This is a genomic window from Pseudomonas indica NBRC 103045, assembly GCF_002091635.1.
GTDB classification, from domain to species: Bacteria; Pseudomonadota; Gammaproteobacteria; order Pseudomonadales; family Pseudomonadaceae; genus Pseudomonas_M; species Pseudomonas_M indica.
On sequence record NZ_BDAC01000013.1, the window covers coordinates 127,640 to 143,909 of the forward strand.

The following is a 16,270-nucleotide window of genomic DNA, read 5'->3' on the forward strand; positions in this document are numbered from 1 at the left end:
CATGACGCCTCGCTTGCGTATCGCGTTGGTGGCTGGTGAAGCTTCCGGCGACATCCTCGGTTCTGGCCTGATGCAGGCGCTCAAGGCGCGCCACGGCGACATCGAATTCATCGGCGTTGGTGGGCCGCGCATGCAGGCCGAGGGGTTGATGCCTTACTTTCCGATGGAACGCCTGTCGGTGATGGGGTTGGTCGAAGTGCTCGGCCGCCTGCCTGAGCTGCTGTCACGCCGCAAACGTCTGATAGAGACATTGATCGCCGCCAAGCCGGACGTATTCATCGGCATCGACGCGCCGGATTTCAACCTGGGTGTCGAGCTGAAACTACGCCGTGCCGGCATCAAGACTGTGCATTACGTCAGCCCATCCGTCTGGGCCTGGCGGCAGAAGCGCGTACTGAAAATCCGCGAAGCCTGTGACTTGATGCTCACGCTGTTCCCCTTCGAGGCGCAGTTCTACGATGCGCACCAGGTGCCGGTGCGTTTCGTCGGGCATCCCTTGGCGGACAGCATTCCCATGCAGGCCGACCGGATGGCGGTTCGCCGCGAACTGGATTTACCCCTGGACGAGCCGGTGATCGCCTTGCTGCCTGGTAGCCGGGGCGGTGAAGTGGCGCGTCTGGGCGAGCTGTTCCTCGATGCGGCCGAACGGCTGCGCGCGTTGCGGCCCGGCGTACGCTTCGTCCTGCCCTGCGCCAGTCCCGAGCGCCGCGCCCAGTTGGAGCAGATGCTGGCAGGCCGCGACCTGCCACTCAGCCTGCTCGACGGCCGTTCGCATGACGCCTTGGCCGCCTGCGATGCGGTCCTCATCGCGTCCGGTACCGCGACCCTGGAGGCTTTGCTGTACAAGCGGCCCATGGTGGTGGCGTACAAGGTTGCGCCGATGACCTATCGTATTCTCCGGCGCCTGGTGAAAAGCCCCTACGTATCGCTGCCGAACCTGCTCGCCGAGCGCCCCCTGGTGCCCGAGCTGCTGCAGGATGCTGCCACACCGGAGGCATTGGCCCGGGCATTGGTGCCCTTGATCGATGGTGGCCAGGCGCAGACCGAAGGGTTCGACGTGATTCATCGCGCCTTGCGCCGCGATGCCTCGAGCCAGGCGGCGGAGGCGGTGCTCAAGCTGGCACTGCCCGAATCGGCCGCGCCTTGGCAGCAAGCCTTGAACTGACGGAGCGAACGGATGCAACTGGGTCTGGATTTCAATCTGGTCGAAGCCTTGGTCGCCGGGGTCGACGAAGTTGGCCGCGGGCCGCTCTGCGGGCCTGTGGTGACCGCTGCGGTGATCCTCGACCCGAGCCGTCCCATCCAGGGGCTCAACGATTCGAAGAAACTCACCGAGGCCCGGCGCGAGGCGCTGTACGACGAAATCTGCGAGAAGGCCCTGGCCTGGTGCATCGCCCGGGCCGAGGTGGAAGAAATCGACAGCCTGAACATTCTGCATGCCACTATGCTGGCCATGCAGCGTGCGGTGGAAGGCCTGAGTGTCGTGCCGAAACTGGCACTGATCGATGGCAACCGTTGCCCCAAGCTCTCGGTGCCCTCGGCGCCGGTGGTGCAGGGTGACGCACAGGTGCCGGCGATCGCCGCCGCTTCCATCCTGGCCAAGGTCAGCCGCGATCGCGAGATGGTTGCTTTGGACCTCATCTATCCCGGCTACGGCATGGCTGGTCATAAAGGCTATCCCACGCCGGAGCACTTGGGAGCCTTGCAGCGCCTGGGGCCGACGCCTATTCACCGGCGTTCCTTCGCACCCGTGAAGGCCTTGCTGGAAGTATTGGAAACCCCCACCGCTGTCGCATCGGCGAACGCTTTGGTCGTTTGACCGTAAGCCTTTCCCTACCTCGATAGGGGAAAGTGCCGCCCCTTCTGCCAGCCTCGGCTGGCCTCGATCACGACGGACGTCTGCGAACCGCAGGCGTGCAGTCATAGCGGTCTTTATCCCAAGGCCTAACGACAACAAAGTCGCCATAAGCGGCAGGGAGTCATTCATGCAAGAAATCGCCAATCAGGTCGTGGACGTTCTCAATGGTCTCATCTGGGGCAAGGTGCTGATCTGGCTGCTGGTGGGCTGCGGCCTGTACTTCACCGCGCGGCTGGGGCTGATCCAGTTCCGCCACTTCGGTCATATTTTCACGGTGCTCAAGGGCAGCCGCGGCAGCGACGACGCGGGTATTTCTTCCTTCCAGGCGCTCTGTACCTCCCTCGCCGCGCGTGTCGGGACCGGTAACGTCGCCGGCGTCGCCGTAGCGATCACGCTCGGTGGGCCGGGCGCCATCTTCTGGATGTGGATGATCGCCCTTGTGGGCATGGCAACCGGTTTCGTCGAGGCAACCCTTGCCCAGTTGTTCAAGACCCGCGATGCCGAAGGCCAGTACCGCGGAGGTCCGGCCTACTACATGGAAAAGGGGCTGAACGCGCGCTGGATGGGTGTGCTGTTCTCGATCTTCCTGATCATTGCCTTCGGCTTCGTGTTCAATTCGGTCCAGGCGAATACCATCAGCGGTGCGATGTCCGGGGCCTTCGGCATCAAGCCGTGGATGAGCGGCGTGGGCGTGGTGGTGCTGACCGCGCTGATCATCTTCGGCGGGCTGCGCTCGATCGCCCGGTTCTCCGAACTGGCGGTTCCGTTCATGGCCGCCGCCTACCTGCTGGTGGCGATTGCCGTCATCGTGATGAACCTGAGCGAGATTCCGGCGGTGCTGGCCCTGATCTTCAAGAGTGCCTTCGGCCTGCACGAGGCGGCGGCCGGCGGCATCGGCGCGGCCATCATGAACGGTTTCAAGCGCGGGCTTTTCTCCAACGAAGCCGGCATGGGCTCTGCGCCGAACGCTGCCGCTTCCGCTACCCCATACCCGCCGCATCCGGCCTCCCAGGGCTATGTCCAGATGGCTGGCGTGGTCATCGATACGCTGCTCATCTGCACGGCGTCCGCCGCGATCATTCTGCTCGCCGGCGTACCGAGCGGCGACTCCCAAGGCATCATGCTGGTACAGCAGGCGCTGAGCAGCGAGGTGGGTAGCTGGGCGAAGTACTTCCTGTCCGTGGTGATTCTGTTCTTCGCCTTCACCTCGATCGTCGCCAACTATTTCTATGCCGAGAACTGCCTGGTCTTCCTCGAGCACAACCATGCGGCGGGGCTGGTGATCTTCCGCCTGATCGTCCTGGCCATGGTGATGTTCGGGGCGCTGGCCTCGCTGCCGTTCGTGTGGAGCCTGGCGGACGTTTCCATGGGCCTGATGGCGATCACCAACCTGGTGGCGATCCTGTTGCTATCGGACCTGGCGATCAAGCTGGCGCGCGATTACAACCAGCAGCGCCAGGCCGGCAAGCTGCCGACGTTCGATGCCAGCCAGTTCCCGGAGCTGCAGAGCAAGCTGGAGCCCGGTATCTGGGACGACCGCCGTTGATTGTCCGGCCTGTCGGCCTTGCCGCCGAGTAGCCTGTAGCTTTCAGACGGGGCCCGGTACAATCCGGGCCTTGTCGTTTTCGTGTCGCTGAAAAGGATCACCATGGCCGTTTCCTTCGTTCACCTGCGTCTGCATACCGAATACTCCCTGGTCGACGGTCTGGTGCGCGTCAAGCCGCTGATCAAGGCCGTGGCGGGAGCGAGCATGCCGGCCGTGGCGGTGACCGACCAGAGCAACATGTGCTCGCTGGTGAAGTTCTACAAGGCGGCCATGGGCGGCGGCGTGAAGCCGATCTGTGGTGCCGACATCTGGCTGGCCAGCCGCAATGAGGATGGGCCGCTGTCGCGTCTGACGCTGCTGGTGATGAATGCCAAGGGCTACCGCAACCTGACCGAGCTGATCTCCCGTGGTTGGACCGATGGCCAGCGCGATGGGCTGATCATCATCGAACGAGATTGGGTCAAGGAGGCCGCGGAAGGGCTGATCGCGTTATCCGGCGCAAAAGAGGGGGAAGTCGGTCAGGCCCTGCTCAACGGCGACGAGGCGGAAGCGGAGGCACTGCTCGCCGAGTGGATGGATGTCTTCCCCGACCGTTTCTACCTGGAAGTACAGCGCACCAGCCGCCCCAACGACGAAGAACACCTGCACGCGGCCGTCGCCCTGGCCGATCGCTGCGGGGCTCCGCTGGTGGCGACTAACGACGTGCGCTTCCTCAAGCAGGACGACTTCGAGGCCCACGAGACCCGCGTCTGCATCGGTGAAGGCCGGACCCTGGACGACCCGGGCCGTCCGCGTACCTATTCCGACCAGCAGTACCTGAAGACGCCGGAAGAAATGTGGGAGCTGTTCAGCGACCTGCCCGAGGCGCTGGAAAACACGGTGGAAATCGCCAAACGCTGCAACATCGAAGTCCAGTTGGGCAAATACTTCCTGCCCAACTTCCCGATCCCGGAAGGCATGACTATCGATGACTACCTGCGCCAGGTTTCTTTCGAGGGACTGGAAGAGCGCCTGGCCATCCTGCTGCCGCCGGACACGCCGGACTACGAGGCGAAGAAGCAGGTCTACGTCGACCGCCTGAATTTCGAGTTGGGGACCATCATCCAAATGGGCTTCCCCGGCTACTTCCTCATCGTGATGGACTTCATCAAGTGGGCGAAGAACAACGGCGTGCCCGTAGGCCCTGGCCGGGGATCGGGTGCCGGCAGCCTGGTGGCCTATGCGCTGAAGATCACTGACCTCGACCCGCTGGCCTACGACCTGCTGTTCGAGCGCTTCCTCAACCCCGAGCGGATCTCCATGCCCGACTTCGACGTCGACTTCTGCATGGACGGCCGCGACCGGGTCATCGACTATGTGGCCGAGGCCTACGGGCGCAATGCCGTGAGTCAGATCATCACCTTCGGCACCATGGCGGCGAAGGCGGTGGTGCGCGACGTGGCGCGGGTGCAGGGCAAGTCCTACGGTCTGGCCGACAAACTGTCGAAGATGATTCCCTTCGAAGTCGGCATGACCCTGGACAAGGCGTATGAACAGGAAGAGATGCTCCGCGATTTCCTCAAGTCCGACGAGGACGCTCGGGAAATCTGGGACATGGCGCTCAAGCTGGAGGGCATCACCCGCGGTACCGGCAAGCACGCCGGGGGGGTGGTGATCGCGCCGACCAAGCTCACCGACTTCTCGCCGATCGCCTGTGACGCCGAAGGCGGCGGTCTGGTGACTCAGTTCGACAAGGACGATGTGGAGCAGGCTGGCCTGGTGAAGTTCGACTTCCTCGGCCTGCGTACCCTGACCATCATCAAGTGGGCGATGGAGACCATCAACCGCGAGCAGGCCAAGAAGGGCCTGGAACCGGTCAACATCGACTTTATTCCGCTGGACGACAAGAAAACCTACGACCTGTTGCAGAAGGCCGAGACCACTGCGGTATTCCAGTTGGAATCGCGGGGCATGAAGGAACTGATCAAGAAGCTCAAGCCGGACTGCCTGGAAGATCTCATCGCTCTGGTGGCGCTGTTCCGACCGGGCCCGCTGCAGTCGGGCATGGTGGACGACTTCATCAACCGCAAGCACGGCCGCGCCGAGGTGTCCTATCCGCACCCCGACTACCAGTACGCGGGCCTCGAGCCGGTGCTGAAACCCACCTACGGCATCATCCTCTACCAGGAACAGGTGATGCAGATCGCCCAGGTGATGGCCGGCTACACCCTGGGCGGTGCGGATATGCTGCGTCGTGCCATGGGTAAGAAAAAGCCCGAAGAGATGGCCAAGCAGCGCGGCGGCTTCATCGAGGGCTGTGCCAACAACGGCATCGATGGCGACCTGGCGGGCAACATCTTCGACCTGGTGGAAAAGTTCGCCGGCTACGGCTTCAACAAGTCCCACTCGGCCGCCTACGGCCTGGTCTCGTACCAGACTGCCTGGCTCAAGGCCCACTACCCGTCGCCGTTCATGGCCGCTGTGCTGTCCGCGGATATGCACAACACCGACAAGGTGGTGACCCTGATCGAAGAGTGCCGGAACATGAAGCTGCGCATCGTCGCGCCGGACGTGAACAACTCCGAGTTCATGTTCACCGTCGATGACGACAACCGCATCGTCTACGGCCTGGGCGCGATCAAGGGGGTCGGCGAGGGCCCGGTCGAGGCCATCGTCGAATGCCGTGCCGAAGGCGGGCCGTTCAAGGACCTGTTCGATTTCTGCAATCGCGTCGACCTCAAGCGCATCAACAAGCGCACCCTGGAGGCGCTGATCCGCGGCGGCGCGCTCGACCGTCTCGGCCCGTACTTCTCCGACGAAGCCAAGGCCTACCAGGCCAACATCGACCGTAACCGCGCAGTGCTGCTAGCGGCCATGGAAGAGGCGATCCAGGCGGCGGAGCAGACGGCCCGCAGCCACGACAGCGGTCACATGGACCTGTTCGGCGGTCTGTTCGCCGAGCCGGAGGCCGATGTCTACGCCAACCACCGCAATGCCAAGGAGTTGTCGCTCAAGGAGCGCCTCAAGGGCGAGAAGGACACCCTGGGGCTTTACCTCACCGGCCACCCCATCGACGAATACGAAGGCGAGGTGCGGCGCTTCGCCCGGCAGCGCATCGTCGAGCTCAAGCCGGCACGTGATACCCAGACGGTCGCCGGACTGATCGTCAACCTGCGGGTAATGAAGAACAAGAAGGGCGACAAGATGGGCTTTATCACCCTGGACGACCGCTCCGGGCGCATCGAGGCCTCGTTGTTCGCCGATGCCTTTGCCAGTGCCCAGGCCCTCTTGCAGAACGATGCCCTGGTAGTGGTCGAGGGCGAAGTCAGCAACGACGATTTCTCCGGTGGCTTGCGTCTGCGCGCCAAGCGCGTGATGAGCCTGGAGGAGGCGCGTACCGGCCTGGCCGAGAGCCTGCGCCTGAAGGTCGCCAGCGAAGCACTGAAGGGAGATCGTCTGCGCTGGCTGGCCGATCTGTGCAGCCGCCATCGTGGTGCCTGTCCGATCACGCTGGACTACACCGGCCCCGATGCGCGGGCCTTGTTGCAGTTCGGCGAAAGCTGGCGGATCGACCCGGCCGACAACCTGATTCAGGCGTTGCGTGACCAGTTCGGGCGAGACAACGTCTTTTTGCACTACCGCTAGCGACCAGTCCGCGCCAGGACTTCGCTCAGCATATTTTTGTTCGACCTGAACGCGCCTCTCCCGTAAGGTAAGGCGCAAATGGAAACAGCCGCCCGGCCACTTGGCCGTCGACGCAAGACGGATGCCTATGAACCCGAATTTTCTGGACTTCGAACAGCCGATCGCCGACCTGCAAGCCAAGATCGAAGAGTTGCGCCTGGTCGGCAACGACAATGCGCTGAACATCAGCGACGAGATTGCCCGCTTGCAGGAGAAGAGCAAGTCTCTGACCGAAAGCATCTTCGGCAACCTGACCAGCTGGCAGATCGCCCAGATGGCGCGCCATCCGAAGCGCCCCTATACCCTCGACTACATCGAGCACATCTTCACCGAGTTCGAAGAGCTGCACGGCGACCGGCATTTTTCCGACGATGCCGCCATCGTCGGCGGGACTGCGCGCCTGAACGGGCAGCCGGTCATGGTCATCGGCCACCAGAAAGGCCGTGACGTCCGCGAGAAGGTCCGCCGCAACTTCGGCATGCCGCGCCCAGAGGGTTACCGCAAGGCCTGCCGTCTGATGGAAATGGCCGAACGCTTCAAGATGCCGATCCTCACCTTCATCGATACCCCCGGCGCCTACCCGGGCATCGATGCGGAAGAGCGCGGCCAGAGCGAGGCCATCGCCTGGAACCTGCGCGTGATGGCGCGCCTGAAGACCCCGATCATCGCCACCGTTATCGGCGAGGGCGGTTCCGGTGGTGCATTGGCCATCGGTGTCTGCGACCAGTTGAACATGCTGCAGTACTCCACCTATTCGGTAATCTCGCCGGAAGGTTGCGCCTCCATCCTGTGGAAAACCGCCGAGAAGGCGCCGGAAGCCGCCGAAGCCATGGGTATCACGGCTGAGCGCCTGAAAGGCCTGGGCATCGTCGACAAGGTGATTCCCGAGCCGCTGGGCGGTGCCCATCGCGATCCGGCCAGCGCGTCGGAAGGCATCCGCCAGGAACTGACCGCCCAGTTGGACAAACTGCGCAAGCTGGGCACCGATGAGCTGCTGGCTCGTCGTTATGATCGCCTGATGAGCTATGGGGTGGCCTGACGGTCACAGCGGCAAGCCGCAAGCCATAAGCTGCAAGCCAGAAGCTGAGGTTTAGCTTTAAGCTTGTGGCTTGCCGCTTGAAGCTTGCAGCTGCCTTATGACCCTCGAAGACCGCCTGCTCACCTGCCTTGCGCCCTGGCGCGAGGCGCCCGTCTGGCACATCGCCCTGTCCGGCGGTCTCGACTCCTGCGTTCTGCTGCATCTATTGGCCCGCCTTTCCACCCGAGAGGCGCTGCCGCCGCTCTCCGCCATCCACATTCATCATGGCCTGCAGCCTGTCGCCGACGGTTGGCCGGAACACTGCCGGCAGATCTGCGCTGCGTTGGGCGTTCCACTGCAGGTTCGTCATGTGCAGGTGGAATCGGGCGCCAGCCTGGAACGGGCGGCACGTGAGGCGCGTTACGCCGCACTGGCCGCCGAGCTGGGGGAAGGGGCCGTGCTATTGACCGCCCAGCACCGCGACGATCAGGCGGAAACCTTGCTGTTCCGTCTGTTGCGTGGCGCCGGTGTGCGCGGGCTGGCCGGCATGCCTGCGAGCCGCCGACTGGGGCGGGGATGGCTGGTACGTCCGCTGCTGGATGTGTCGCGACGCGAGCTGGAGACTTATGCGCGGGTAGAAGGGCTGAGCTGGGTCGAGGACCCATCCAACCAGGATGACCGCATGGCGCGCAACTACCTGCGTAATCAGGTCATGCCGTTGCTGGCCGCGCGCTGGCCACAGGTGCAGAACAACCTGGCCCGCAGTGCCACCCATTTGCGCGAGGCCCAGGAGCTGCTGGACGATCTTGCCCGGCAGGATCTGGCAGCGGCCCGGCAGGACCCGGCTCCCTTTCCCTGGTTGCCGTTGCCTTCCCTTGCATTGACACCGCTGCTCGGTCTGTCACCAGCCCGTCAGCGCAATGCCATGCGTCATTGGCTGGCGCCGCTGACTCCATTGCCGGACAGCGATCACTGGGCGGGCTGGGTCGATTTGCTGCGGGCTTCTGCGGACGCCGGACCGATCTGGAGGCTGGCGGGTGGCGAGCTGCGGCGATCCGACGGACGGTTGTGGTGGCTCGCCGGTGACTGGCTTCGGCCGACCCCGCCTGCTCAGGAATGGCATGACCCGTCCGCTCCCCTGCGGCTGCCGGGCAACGGCCGTCTGCTTCTGGAGGGTCAGGTACCGTCCGGATCGCTACGGGTTCGCTACCGCCAGGGCGGAGAAGTCCTCGCATTGCCGGAACGAGGGCATCGCGATCTCAAGCGGCTGCTGAATGAGCGAGGCGTGCCGGTCTTCGTCCGCGGCCGTTTGCCGCTGCTCTACCGAGGCGACGAGTTGCTCGCCGTGGCCAATCTTCCGAGCCTGGACGGGCCCGCCGACACGTCCTGGCGATTGGTCTGGGAACCGCCGGCGGATGATCATGGTTTGAGCTGAGGCACCCTTTCGAGTAGACTACGCTCCCGTCTTACTACAGCTTCTGCGGATACCCTTCGGGTGCCCGTGGGAGTTCGCTATTGCCGCCTCGTGCGCAATCGCTCCTTCGCTTTCCCCGGCGGCGCTGACCGCTTAAACGCAGACTTCTAGGGTTTTTCATGACGCGCTACATCTTCGTCACGGGTGGTGTTGTTTCTTCATTGGGGAAAGGCATCGCCTCGGCATCATTGGCGGCCATCCTGGAGGCGCGGGGCCTGAAGGTCACCATGCTCAAGCTGGACCCTTACATCAACGTCGATCCGGGCACCATGAGTCCGTTCCAGCACGGTGAAGTGTTCGTCACCCATGACGGCGCCGAGACCGACCTGGACTTGGGGCACTACGAGCGGTTCATCCGCACGACCATGACCCAGAACAACAACTTCACCACCGGCCGCGTCTACGAAGACGTGCTGCGCAAGGAGCGCCGTGGCGACTACCTGGGCGCGACCATCCAGGTGATCCCGCACATCACCGACGAGATCAAGCGCCGCATCATCAAGGGCGCCGGCGATGCCGACGTGGCCCTGGTGGAAATCGGCGGTACCGTGGGTGACATCGAATCCCAGCCGTTCCTCGAGGCGATCCGCCAGTTGCGCGTGGAAGTCGGTGCCCGCCGCGCCATGCTGATGCACCTGACACTGGTGCCGTACATCGCCACAGCCGGCGAGACCAAGACCAAGCCGACCCAGCACTCGGTGAAGGAACTGCGCTCCATCGGTCTGCAGCCCGACGTGCTGATCTGCCGTTCCGACCATCCGATCGACAACTCCTCGCGCCGCAAGATCGCGCTCTTCACCAACGTCGAAGAGCGTGCGGTGATTGCCCTGGAAGACGTCGACACCATCTATCGCATTCCGTCGGTGCTGCACGCCCAGGGCCTGGATGACTTCGTCGTCGAGCGCTTCGGCTTGGAGTGCAATGGCGCCGACCTCTCCGAGTGGGATCGCGTGGTCGATGCCAAGCTGCATCCGGAGAAGGAAGTCACCATCGCCATGGTCGGCAAGTACATGGAGCTGCTGGATGCCTACAAATCGCTGATCGAGGCGATGAGCCATGCCGGCATCCAGAACCGCACCAAGGTCAACCTGCGCTACATCGATTCGGAAGACATCGAGAACCAGGGCACCGGCTTGCTCGAAGGCGTCGATGCCATCCTGGTTCCGGGCGGGTTCGGCCTGCGCGGTGTGGAAGGCAAGATCACCACGGTGAAATACGCCCGTGAGAACAAGATTCCCTACCTGGGCATCTGCCTCGGCATGCAGGTGGCGGTGATCGAGTTCGCCCGCGACGTATTGGGCTGGACCGACGCCAACTCCACCGAGTTCGACAAGTCCTCGACCCATCCAGTGGTCGGTCTGATCACCGAATGGCAGGATGCGACCGGTGCCGTGGAAACCCGCAGCGAGAACTCCGACCTGGGCGGCACCATGCGCCTCGGCGGCCAGGAGTGCCAGCTCGAGTCCGGCTCGCTGGTGCACGATTGCTACGGTAAGGACGTGATCGTCGAGCGTCACCGCCATCGCTACGAAGTGAACAACAACCTGCTGCCGCAACTGATCCAGGCGGGTTTGAAGATCACCGGCCGCTCCGGCGACGGCGCACTGGTCGAAGTGGTCGAGGCGCCGGATCATCCCTGGTTCGTCGCTTGCCAGTTCCACCCCGAATTCACGTCCACCCCGCGCGACGGCCATCCGCTGTTCAGCGGCTTCGTCAACGCGGCACTGGCACAGAAGGCCCGTAAGGCATGACTCAGAAAATCATTCGCGTCGGCGGCATCGAGATCGCCAACGACAAACCCATGGTGCTGTTCGGCGGCATGAACGTCCTCGAATCGCGTGACCTCGCCCTGAAGGTCTGCGAGGAATACGTCCGGGTCACCGAGAAGCTCGGCATCCCCTACGTCTTCAAGGCCAGCTTCGACAAGGCCAACCGCTCTTCGATCAACTCCTTCCGTGGCCCCGGCCTGGAAGAGGGCATGAAGATCTTCGAAGAGGTGAAGAAGGCTTTCGGCGTGCCGGTCATCACCGACGTGCACGAGCCCTACCAGGCCGCGCCGGTGGCCGAAGTCTGCGACATCATCCAGTTGCCGGCCTTCCTGTCGCGCCAGACCGACCTGGTGGTGGCCATGGCCAAGACCGGCGCGGTGATCAACATCAAGAAGGCGCAGTTCCTCGCCCCGCAGGAAATGAAGCACATCCTGGCCAAGTGCGAGGAAGCCGGTAATGAGCAACTGATCCTCTGCGAGCGCGGCTCCTCCTTCGGCTACAACAACCTGGTCGTCGACATGCTCGGCTTCGGCATCATGAAGCAGTTCGAATACCCGGTTTTCTTCGATGTCACCCATGCCCTGCAGATGCCGGGTGGCCGTGCCGATTCCGCCGGCGGTCGCCGTGCCCAGGTCACCGACCTGGCCAAGGCCGGCCTCAGCCAAGGCTTGGCCGGTCTGTTCCTCGAGGCCCACCCCGATCCGGACAAGGCCAAGTGCGATGGTCCCTGCGCACTGCGCCTGGACAAGCTGGAGCCCTTCCTCTCCCAGCTCAAGCAACTGGACGATCTGGTGAAGAGTTTTTCGCCGATCGAGACTGCCTGAACGGCGCTCGATCCGGTAAAGTGCCGCACGGACATATCCTGACCCGCCAGTCAGAAGAATGGCAGGGTTGGAACTGCCCCGAATTATGGATGTCTGTGCCGGCAGGCTGCGTGTCTGCTGCAGCGTTTTCGTCAACCTTGGAGTGCTAACAACAATGGCAAAGATCGTCGACATCAAAGGTCGTGAGGTTCTCGACTCCCGCGGCAACCCCACCGTGGAAGCCGATGTGATCCTCGACAACGGCATCATCGGCAGCGCCTGCGCGCCGTCCGGTGCTTCCACCGGCTCCCGCGAGGCGCTGGAGCTGCGTGATGGCGACAAGAGCCGTTACCTGGGCAAGGGCGTACTCAAGGCCGTGGCCAACATCAATGGCCCGATCCGCGATTTGCTGCTGGGCAAGGACCCGGTCGAGCAGAAGGCACTGGACCAGGCGATGATCGAGCTGGACGGCACCGAGAACAAGGCCAAGCTGGGCGCCAACGCCATCCTCGCCGTGTCCCTGGCCGCCGCCAAGGCTGCCGCGCAGGCCAAGGGCGTGCCGCTGTACGTGCACATCGCCGATCTGAATGGCACTCCGGGCCAGTACTCCATGCCGGTGCCGATGATGAACATCATCAACGGCGGCGAGCACGCCGACAATAACGTCGATATCCAGGAGTTCATGGTCCAGCCGGTGGGCGCCAAGACCTTCGCCGACGCGCTGCGCATGGGCGCCGAGATCTTCCACCACCTGAAAGCCGTGCTGAAGGCCCGTGGCCTTAACACTGCGGTGGGCGACGAAGGCGGTTTCGCGCCGAACCTCGCCTCTAATGAAGACGCCCTGGCTGCCATCGCCGAGGCCGTCGAGAAGGCCGGCTACAAGCTGGGCACCGACGTGACCCTGGCGCTGGACTGCGCTTCCTCCGAGTTCTTCAAGGACGGCCAGTACGACCTGGCCGGCGAAGGCAAGGCGTTCGACGCCGCCGGTTTCGCCGACTACCTGGCCGGCTTGACTCAGCGCTATCCGATCATCTCCATCGAAGACGGCATGGACGAGTCCGACTGGGCCGGCTGGAAAGGCCTGACCGACAAGATCGGCGAGAAGGTGCAACTGGTCGGCGACGATCTGTTCGTGACTAACACCAAGATCCTCAAGGAAGGTATCGAGAAGGGTATCGCCAACTCGATCCTGATCAAGTTCAACCAGATCGGTTCGCTGACCGAGACCCTGGAAGCCATCCAGATGGCCAAGGCCGCCGGCTACACCGCGGTGATCTCGCACCGTTCCGGCGAAACCGAGGACAGCACCATCGCCGACCTGGCCGTAGGCACTGCCGCCGGTCAGATCAAGACCGGTTCCCTGTGCCGCTCCGACCGCGTGTCGAAGTACAACCAGCTGCTGCGTATCGAGGAGCAACTGGCTGGCAAGGCACCGTACCGTGGTCGCGCCGAGTTCCGTGGCTGATACCGCTGTACCTGGCCAGGCCGTGCTGGATCACTCTCGGCCTGCCTGGCCTTCGCTCGCAACGTTTTCAGCGAGCGGTCGATAAATGGTAAAAGGGGCAGCATTGGCTGCCCCTTTTCATATGGATAGATTCGTTTCGATGCCCAAAGCCCCTTACTGGTTGTTCGTCGTGCTGGTGCTGGTCCTGGCAGGCCTGCAATATCGCCTCTGGGTCGGCGACGGCAGCCTGGCCCAGGTGACCGAGCTGAAGCGGCAGATCGCCGAGCAAAAGGGCGAGAACGAGCGGTTGATCGAGCGTAACCGTATTCTCGAAGCGGAAGTGCTGGAGCTGAAGAAGGGCATGGAAACCGTCGAAGAACGTGCCCGCCACGAGCTGGGCATGGTCAAGGAAGGCGAAACCCTCTACCAGTTGGCCGAATGAAGACACTTCCTTTCTGGGCTGTGGTCCCGGCCGCCGGGATCGGTAGCCGGATGCGTGCCGACCGTCCCAAGCAATACCTGCAACTGGCAGGCCGCACGATTCTCGAACACAGCCTGCATTGCCTGCTCGACCACCCCGGGCTCCAGGGGCTGGTGGTCAGCCTGGCGACGGACGATCCATATTGGCCCGACCTGGCCTGTTCGAAGGATTCGCGCATCCAACGCGCCGACGGCGGCCGCGAGCGCGCCGATTCCGTACTCAATGCCTTGTTGCGCCTCGAAGCGCTAGGGGCTGCTGCGGGCGATTGGGTGCTGGTGCACGATGCCGCCCGTCCCAACCTCGCGCGATCCGACCTCGACCGCCTGCTGGATGAACTGGCCGACGATCCGGTGGGCGGCCTGCTCGCTGTGCCCGCACGGGACACCCTCAAGCGGGTGGGGGCGGATGGCAGGGTGGTGGAAACCGTCGACCGCAGCCTGATCTGGCAAGCCTACACGCCGCAGATGTTTCGTCTCGGGCCGCTACGTGCGGCGCTCGCCGGTGCGCTCGCCGCCGGGGCGACGGTCACCGACGAGGCGTCCGCCATGGAGTGGGCAGGCCAGTCACCGCGCCTGGTGGAAGGGCGCTCAGACAACCTCAAGGTCACCCGGCCCGAAGACCTGCAGTGGCTGGCGCAACGCTGGCATGACCAGGGCCGGGACTGAGCGCCCGTTCGGTCAGAAGCGATAGATAGCCGCCACGCCCGTCTTGCTCGGCATGCGCTCGGGCGGAACCACCAGCACCTCGCCGCCATGCTTCAGGGTGCACTCCATCAGGTCATCGAGCAGATCGTCCACGTTCGGGTCTTCCGACTTGGCCGGCTGGCTGTCGCCGGTTTCCGGGTCGAGCCTGCCCGGCAGATGGCGGTCGGCTTCCACCAGCAGCATCGACACCCGGTTCTCGATGGTGGCATGGCCGATTTCCACCGGGTCGTCGGAGCCCAGCCCGTGTCCGACGGACTCTCCGTATTCTTCGATGAAGCCCTCCAGCCGTTTCTGGAATTGCGGCTGCATGACTTTCCAGCTTTGCTCGCGCAACTGGTCGACATTCAAAGCGCCGGGGTTGAGGTCGATGCCGTGGGGCAGCAGGTACGGGTTATGGCTGATCCGGTGGAAGTGGCCTTTGTATTCCGGCAGCGCAGCCAATATCAGCGGCAGCCCGGATGGTCGCGAGTGGCATTCGGTGATCGCCTTGTCCACGGCCAGGAAGTAACGGTCGCGGTCCATATCGATGTCGTCCTGCTTGCCACTGGGGCCGTGGCGCATGGCGCGGCCGCGTTCGCCGGGGCCGCTGAAACCTTCGGTCAAGCCGCTCTGGTTCTTGTCGGTCATCTCGGTGCCCAGCGCGTCTTCCAGCGTGCGTGGGACGGCGTCCGCCAGATCCACTTCGTCCAGCGCATCGCGGCTGCCCTCGAACAGGCGGACCTTGTTGCGGTCCAGGCACAGCACTTGATAGCGCTCGGCGGATTGGTTGATGCGCACCAGCGGCTTCAGGTGGAAGCTCTGCGCGACCACGGCCAGCGCCGGCACCCGGCGTTGCAGGCGGAACACGCGGAACAGGTCGGGGCCGCCGAACACCGCCAGGCCTTCGAGGTTGTGGGTCCAGAACTCTTCGTTCTCCTGCAGCTCACGGAACGGTCGTAGCAGGGCGGCGATGGATTCTTCGGAATGCGTCTTCTCCAGGGACCGTTGCAGTTCCTCGACCAGATTGCGGAAGCGGATCGGGTCCTGTTGACGATCCGGGAAGGCGCGGTGAGTCGGTTGGTAAAGCGACAGGCACGGAGCCTGGTGATCGGCCAGCAGCTGGATGAGCAGATCGCGATTGATGGGAGCGTTCATGCGGGTCCTCCAGTGAACTGTTGTCGTCGGGATTTCCTTCGGCGAATGTTTTGCGTCAGAGGTTGCGGGATTTGTCGACTACCCGGGCGAGGGCGGAGCCGAGCTTCTCGGTGGCGCCGTCGAGGGCGAGGTTCAGGGATTCGGCATGGTGGGTGACGGAAACCGTATCGCGTCCCTTGATGTGTGCCTCGATCTGGCAGCGCTTGTCGGTCGCGCCGCCTTTCTGGCTGTTCTCGTCGTTGAAGTGCACTTCGATGCGGGTCAGGTGGTCGTCGAAACGCTTCAGCTTGTTGGCCAGATGAGCCTGGACCCTGTCGGCGAATTCCGCGGAGCCATCGATATGGTTATCGCTGTTCACCAGCACTTGCATGGCGTT

13 protein-coding genes are annotated in these 16,270 nt (G+C 63.6%); 11 read left to right on the top strand and 2 right to left on the bottom strand.

Annotated features, from left to right (window positions below; genetic code table 11):
* Position 1 precedes the first annotated feature (1 nt).
* From lpxB to ispD, 11 genes are all read left to right on the top strand, one after another.
* Positions 2 to 1,165, top strand: a complete 1,164-nt coding sequence (lpxB, locus tag PIN01S_RS16515) for a lipid-A-disaccharide synthase (RefSeq protein ID WP_084336995.1) — start codon at positions 2 to 4, stop codon at positions 1,163 to 1,165.
* 12 nt (positions 1,166 to 1,177) lie between these two features.
* Positions 1,178 to 1,819, top strand: coding sequence for a ribonuclease HII (gene rnhB / locus PIN01S_RS16520; protein WP_084336997.1), 642 nt, complete (start codon positions 1,178 to 1,180; stop codon positions 1,817 to 1,819).
* 166 nt (positions 1,820 to 1,985) lie between these two features.
* Positions 1,986 to 3,404 carry an alanine/glycine:cation symporter family protein gene (locus PIN01S_RS16525; protein WP_084336999.1) on the top strand — a complete coding sequence of 473 codons (1,419 nt, stop codon included), beginning with the start codon at positions 1,986 to 1,988 and terminating at the stop codon, positions 3,402 to 3,404.
* 102 nt (positions 3,405 to 3,506) lie between these two features.
* Positions 3,507 to 7,028, top strand: coding sequence for a DNA polymerase III subunit alpha (gene dnaE / locus PIN01S_RS16530; protein ID WP_084337001.1), 3,522 nt, complete (start codon positions 3,507 to 3,509; stop codon positions 7,026 to 7,028).
* A 127-nt stretch (positions 7,029 to 7,155) separates the two neighbouring features.
* On the top strand, positions 7,156 to 8,106 hold the full coding sequence (locus tag PIN01S_RS16535) for an acetyl-CoA carboxylase carboxyltransferase subunit alpha (RefSeq protein WP_084337003.1): 951 nt from the start codon (positions 7,156 to 7,158) through the stop codon (positions 8,104 to 8,106).
* A 97-nt stretch (positions 8,107 to 8,203) separates the two neighbouring features.
* Positions 8,204 to 9,520, top strand: coding sequence for a tRNA lysidine(34) synthetase TilS (tilS, locus tag PIN01S_RS16540; RefSeq protein WP_084337005.1), 1,317 nt, complete (start codon positions 8,204 to 8,206; stop codon positions 9,518 to 9,520).
* 158 nt (positions 9,521 to 9,678) lie between these two features.
* Positions 9,679 to 11,310: a CTP synthase gene (pyrG, locus tag PIN01S_RS16545; protein WP_084337007.1), complete on the top strand. Its 1,632-nt coding sequence runs from the start codon at positions 9,679 to 9,681 to the stop codon at positions 11,308 to 11,310.
* Entirely contained in the window at positions 11,307 to 12,152 is an 846-nt protein-coding gene (gene kdsA, locus PIN01S_RS16550; RefSeq protein ID WP_084337009.1) for a 3-deoxy-8-phosphooctulonate synthase, read from the top strand. Before pyrG ends, kdsA begins: the two co-directional genes overlap by 4 nt.
* 154 nt (positions 12,153 to 12,306) lie before the next feature.
* Entirely contained in the window at positions 12,307 to 13,596 is a 1,290-nt protein-coding gene (gene eno / locus PIN01S_RS16555) for a phosphopyruvate hydratase (protein ID WP_084337011.1), read from the top strand.
* A gap of 139 nt (positions 13,597 to 13,735) precedes the next feature.
* Positions 13,736 to 14,017, top strand: coding sequence for a cell division protein FtsB (gene ftsB, locus PIN01S_RS16560; protein WP_090257105.1), 282 nt, complete (start codon positions 13,736 to 13,738; stop codon positions 14,015 to 14,017).
* Entirely contained in the window at positions 14,014 to 14,721 is a 708-nt protein-coding gene (ispD, locus tag PIN01S_RS16565) for a 2-C-methyl-D-erythritol 4-phosphate cytidylyltransferase (RefSeq protein WP_084337015.1), read from the top strand. Before ftsB ends, ispD begins: the two co-directional genes overlap by 4 nt.
* Positions 14,722 to 14,733: 12 nt before the next feature.
* Here ispD and PIN01S_RS16570 read toward each other — a convergent pair whose 3' ends face one another.
* Positions 14,734 to 15,894: a baeRF3 domain-containing protein gene (locus PIN01S_RS16570; protein WP_084337017.1), complete on the bottom strand. Its 1,161-nt coding sequence runs from the start codon at positions 15,892 to 15,894 to the stop codon at positions 14,734 to 14,736.
* Positions 15,895 to 15,949: 55 nt separating this feature from the next.
* Positions 15,950 to 16,264 (bottom strand): HPF/RaiA family ribosome-associated protein, encoded by a 315-nt coding sequence (locus PIN01S_RS16575; RefSeq protein ID WP_084337019.1) that lies wholly within the window; start codon positions 16,262 to 16,264, stop codon positions 15,950 to 15,952.
* Positions 16,265 to 16,270: the final 6 nt, after the last annotated feature.

Excerpts from the sequence above, each read along its gene's own strand:
- tilS (WP_084337005.1), top strand. The coding sequence starts at position 8,204 with ATGACCCTCGAAGACCGCCTGCTCACCTGCCTTGCGCCCTGGCGCGAG.
- ispD (WP_084337015.1), top strand. The coding sequence starts at position 14,014 with ATGAAGACACTTCCTTTCTGGGCTGTGGTCCCGGCCGCCGGGATCGGT.
- rnhB (WP_084336997.1), top strand. The coding sequence starts at position 1,178 with ATGCAACTGGGTCTGGATTTCAATCTGGTCGAAGCCTTGGTCGCCGGG.
- pyrG (WP_084337007.1), top strand. The coding sequence starts at position 9,679 with ATGACGCGCTACATCTTCGTCACGGGTGGTGTTGTTTCTTCATTGGGG.
- PIN01S_RS16575 (WP_084337019.1), bottom strand. The coding sequence starts at position 16,264 with ATGCAAGTGCTGGTGAACAGCGATAACCATATCGATGGCTCCGCGGAA.
- kdsA (WP_084337009.1), top strand. The coding sequence starts at position 11,307 with ATGACTCAGAAAATCATTCGCGTCGGCGGCATCGAGATCGCCAACGAC.
- PIN01S_RS16535 (WP_084337003.1), top strand. The coding sequence starts at position 7,156 with ATGAACCCGAATTTTCTGGACTTCGAACAGCCGATCGCCGACCTGCAA.
- eno (WP_084337011.1), top strand. The coding sequence starts at position 12,307 with ATGGCAAAGATCGTCGACATCAAAGGTCGTGAGGTTCTCGACTCCCGC.
- lpxB (WP_084336995.1), top strand. The coding sequence starts at position 2 with ATGACGCCTCGCTTGCGTATCGCGTTGGTGGCTGGTGAAGCTTCCGGC.
- PIN01S_RS16570 (WP_084337017.1), bottom strand. The coding sequence starts at position 15,894 with ATGAACGCTCCCATCAATCGCGATCTGCTCATCCAGCTGCTGGCCGAT.
- PIN01S_RS16525 (WP_084336999.1), top strand. The coding sequence starts at position 1,986 with ATGCAAGAAATCGCCAATCAGGTCGTGGACGTTCTCAATGGTCTCATC.
- dnaE (WP_084337001.1), top strand. The coding sequence starts at position 3,507 with ATGGCCGTTTCCTTCGTTCACCTGCGTCTGCATACCGAATACTCCCTG.
- ftsB (WP_090257105.1), top strand. The coding sequence starts at position 13,736 with ATGCCCAAAGCCCCTTACTGGTTGTTCGTCGTGCTGGTGCTGGTCCTG.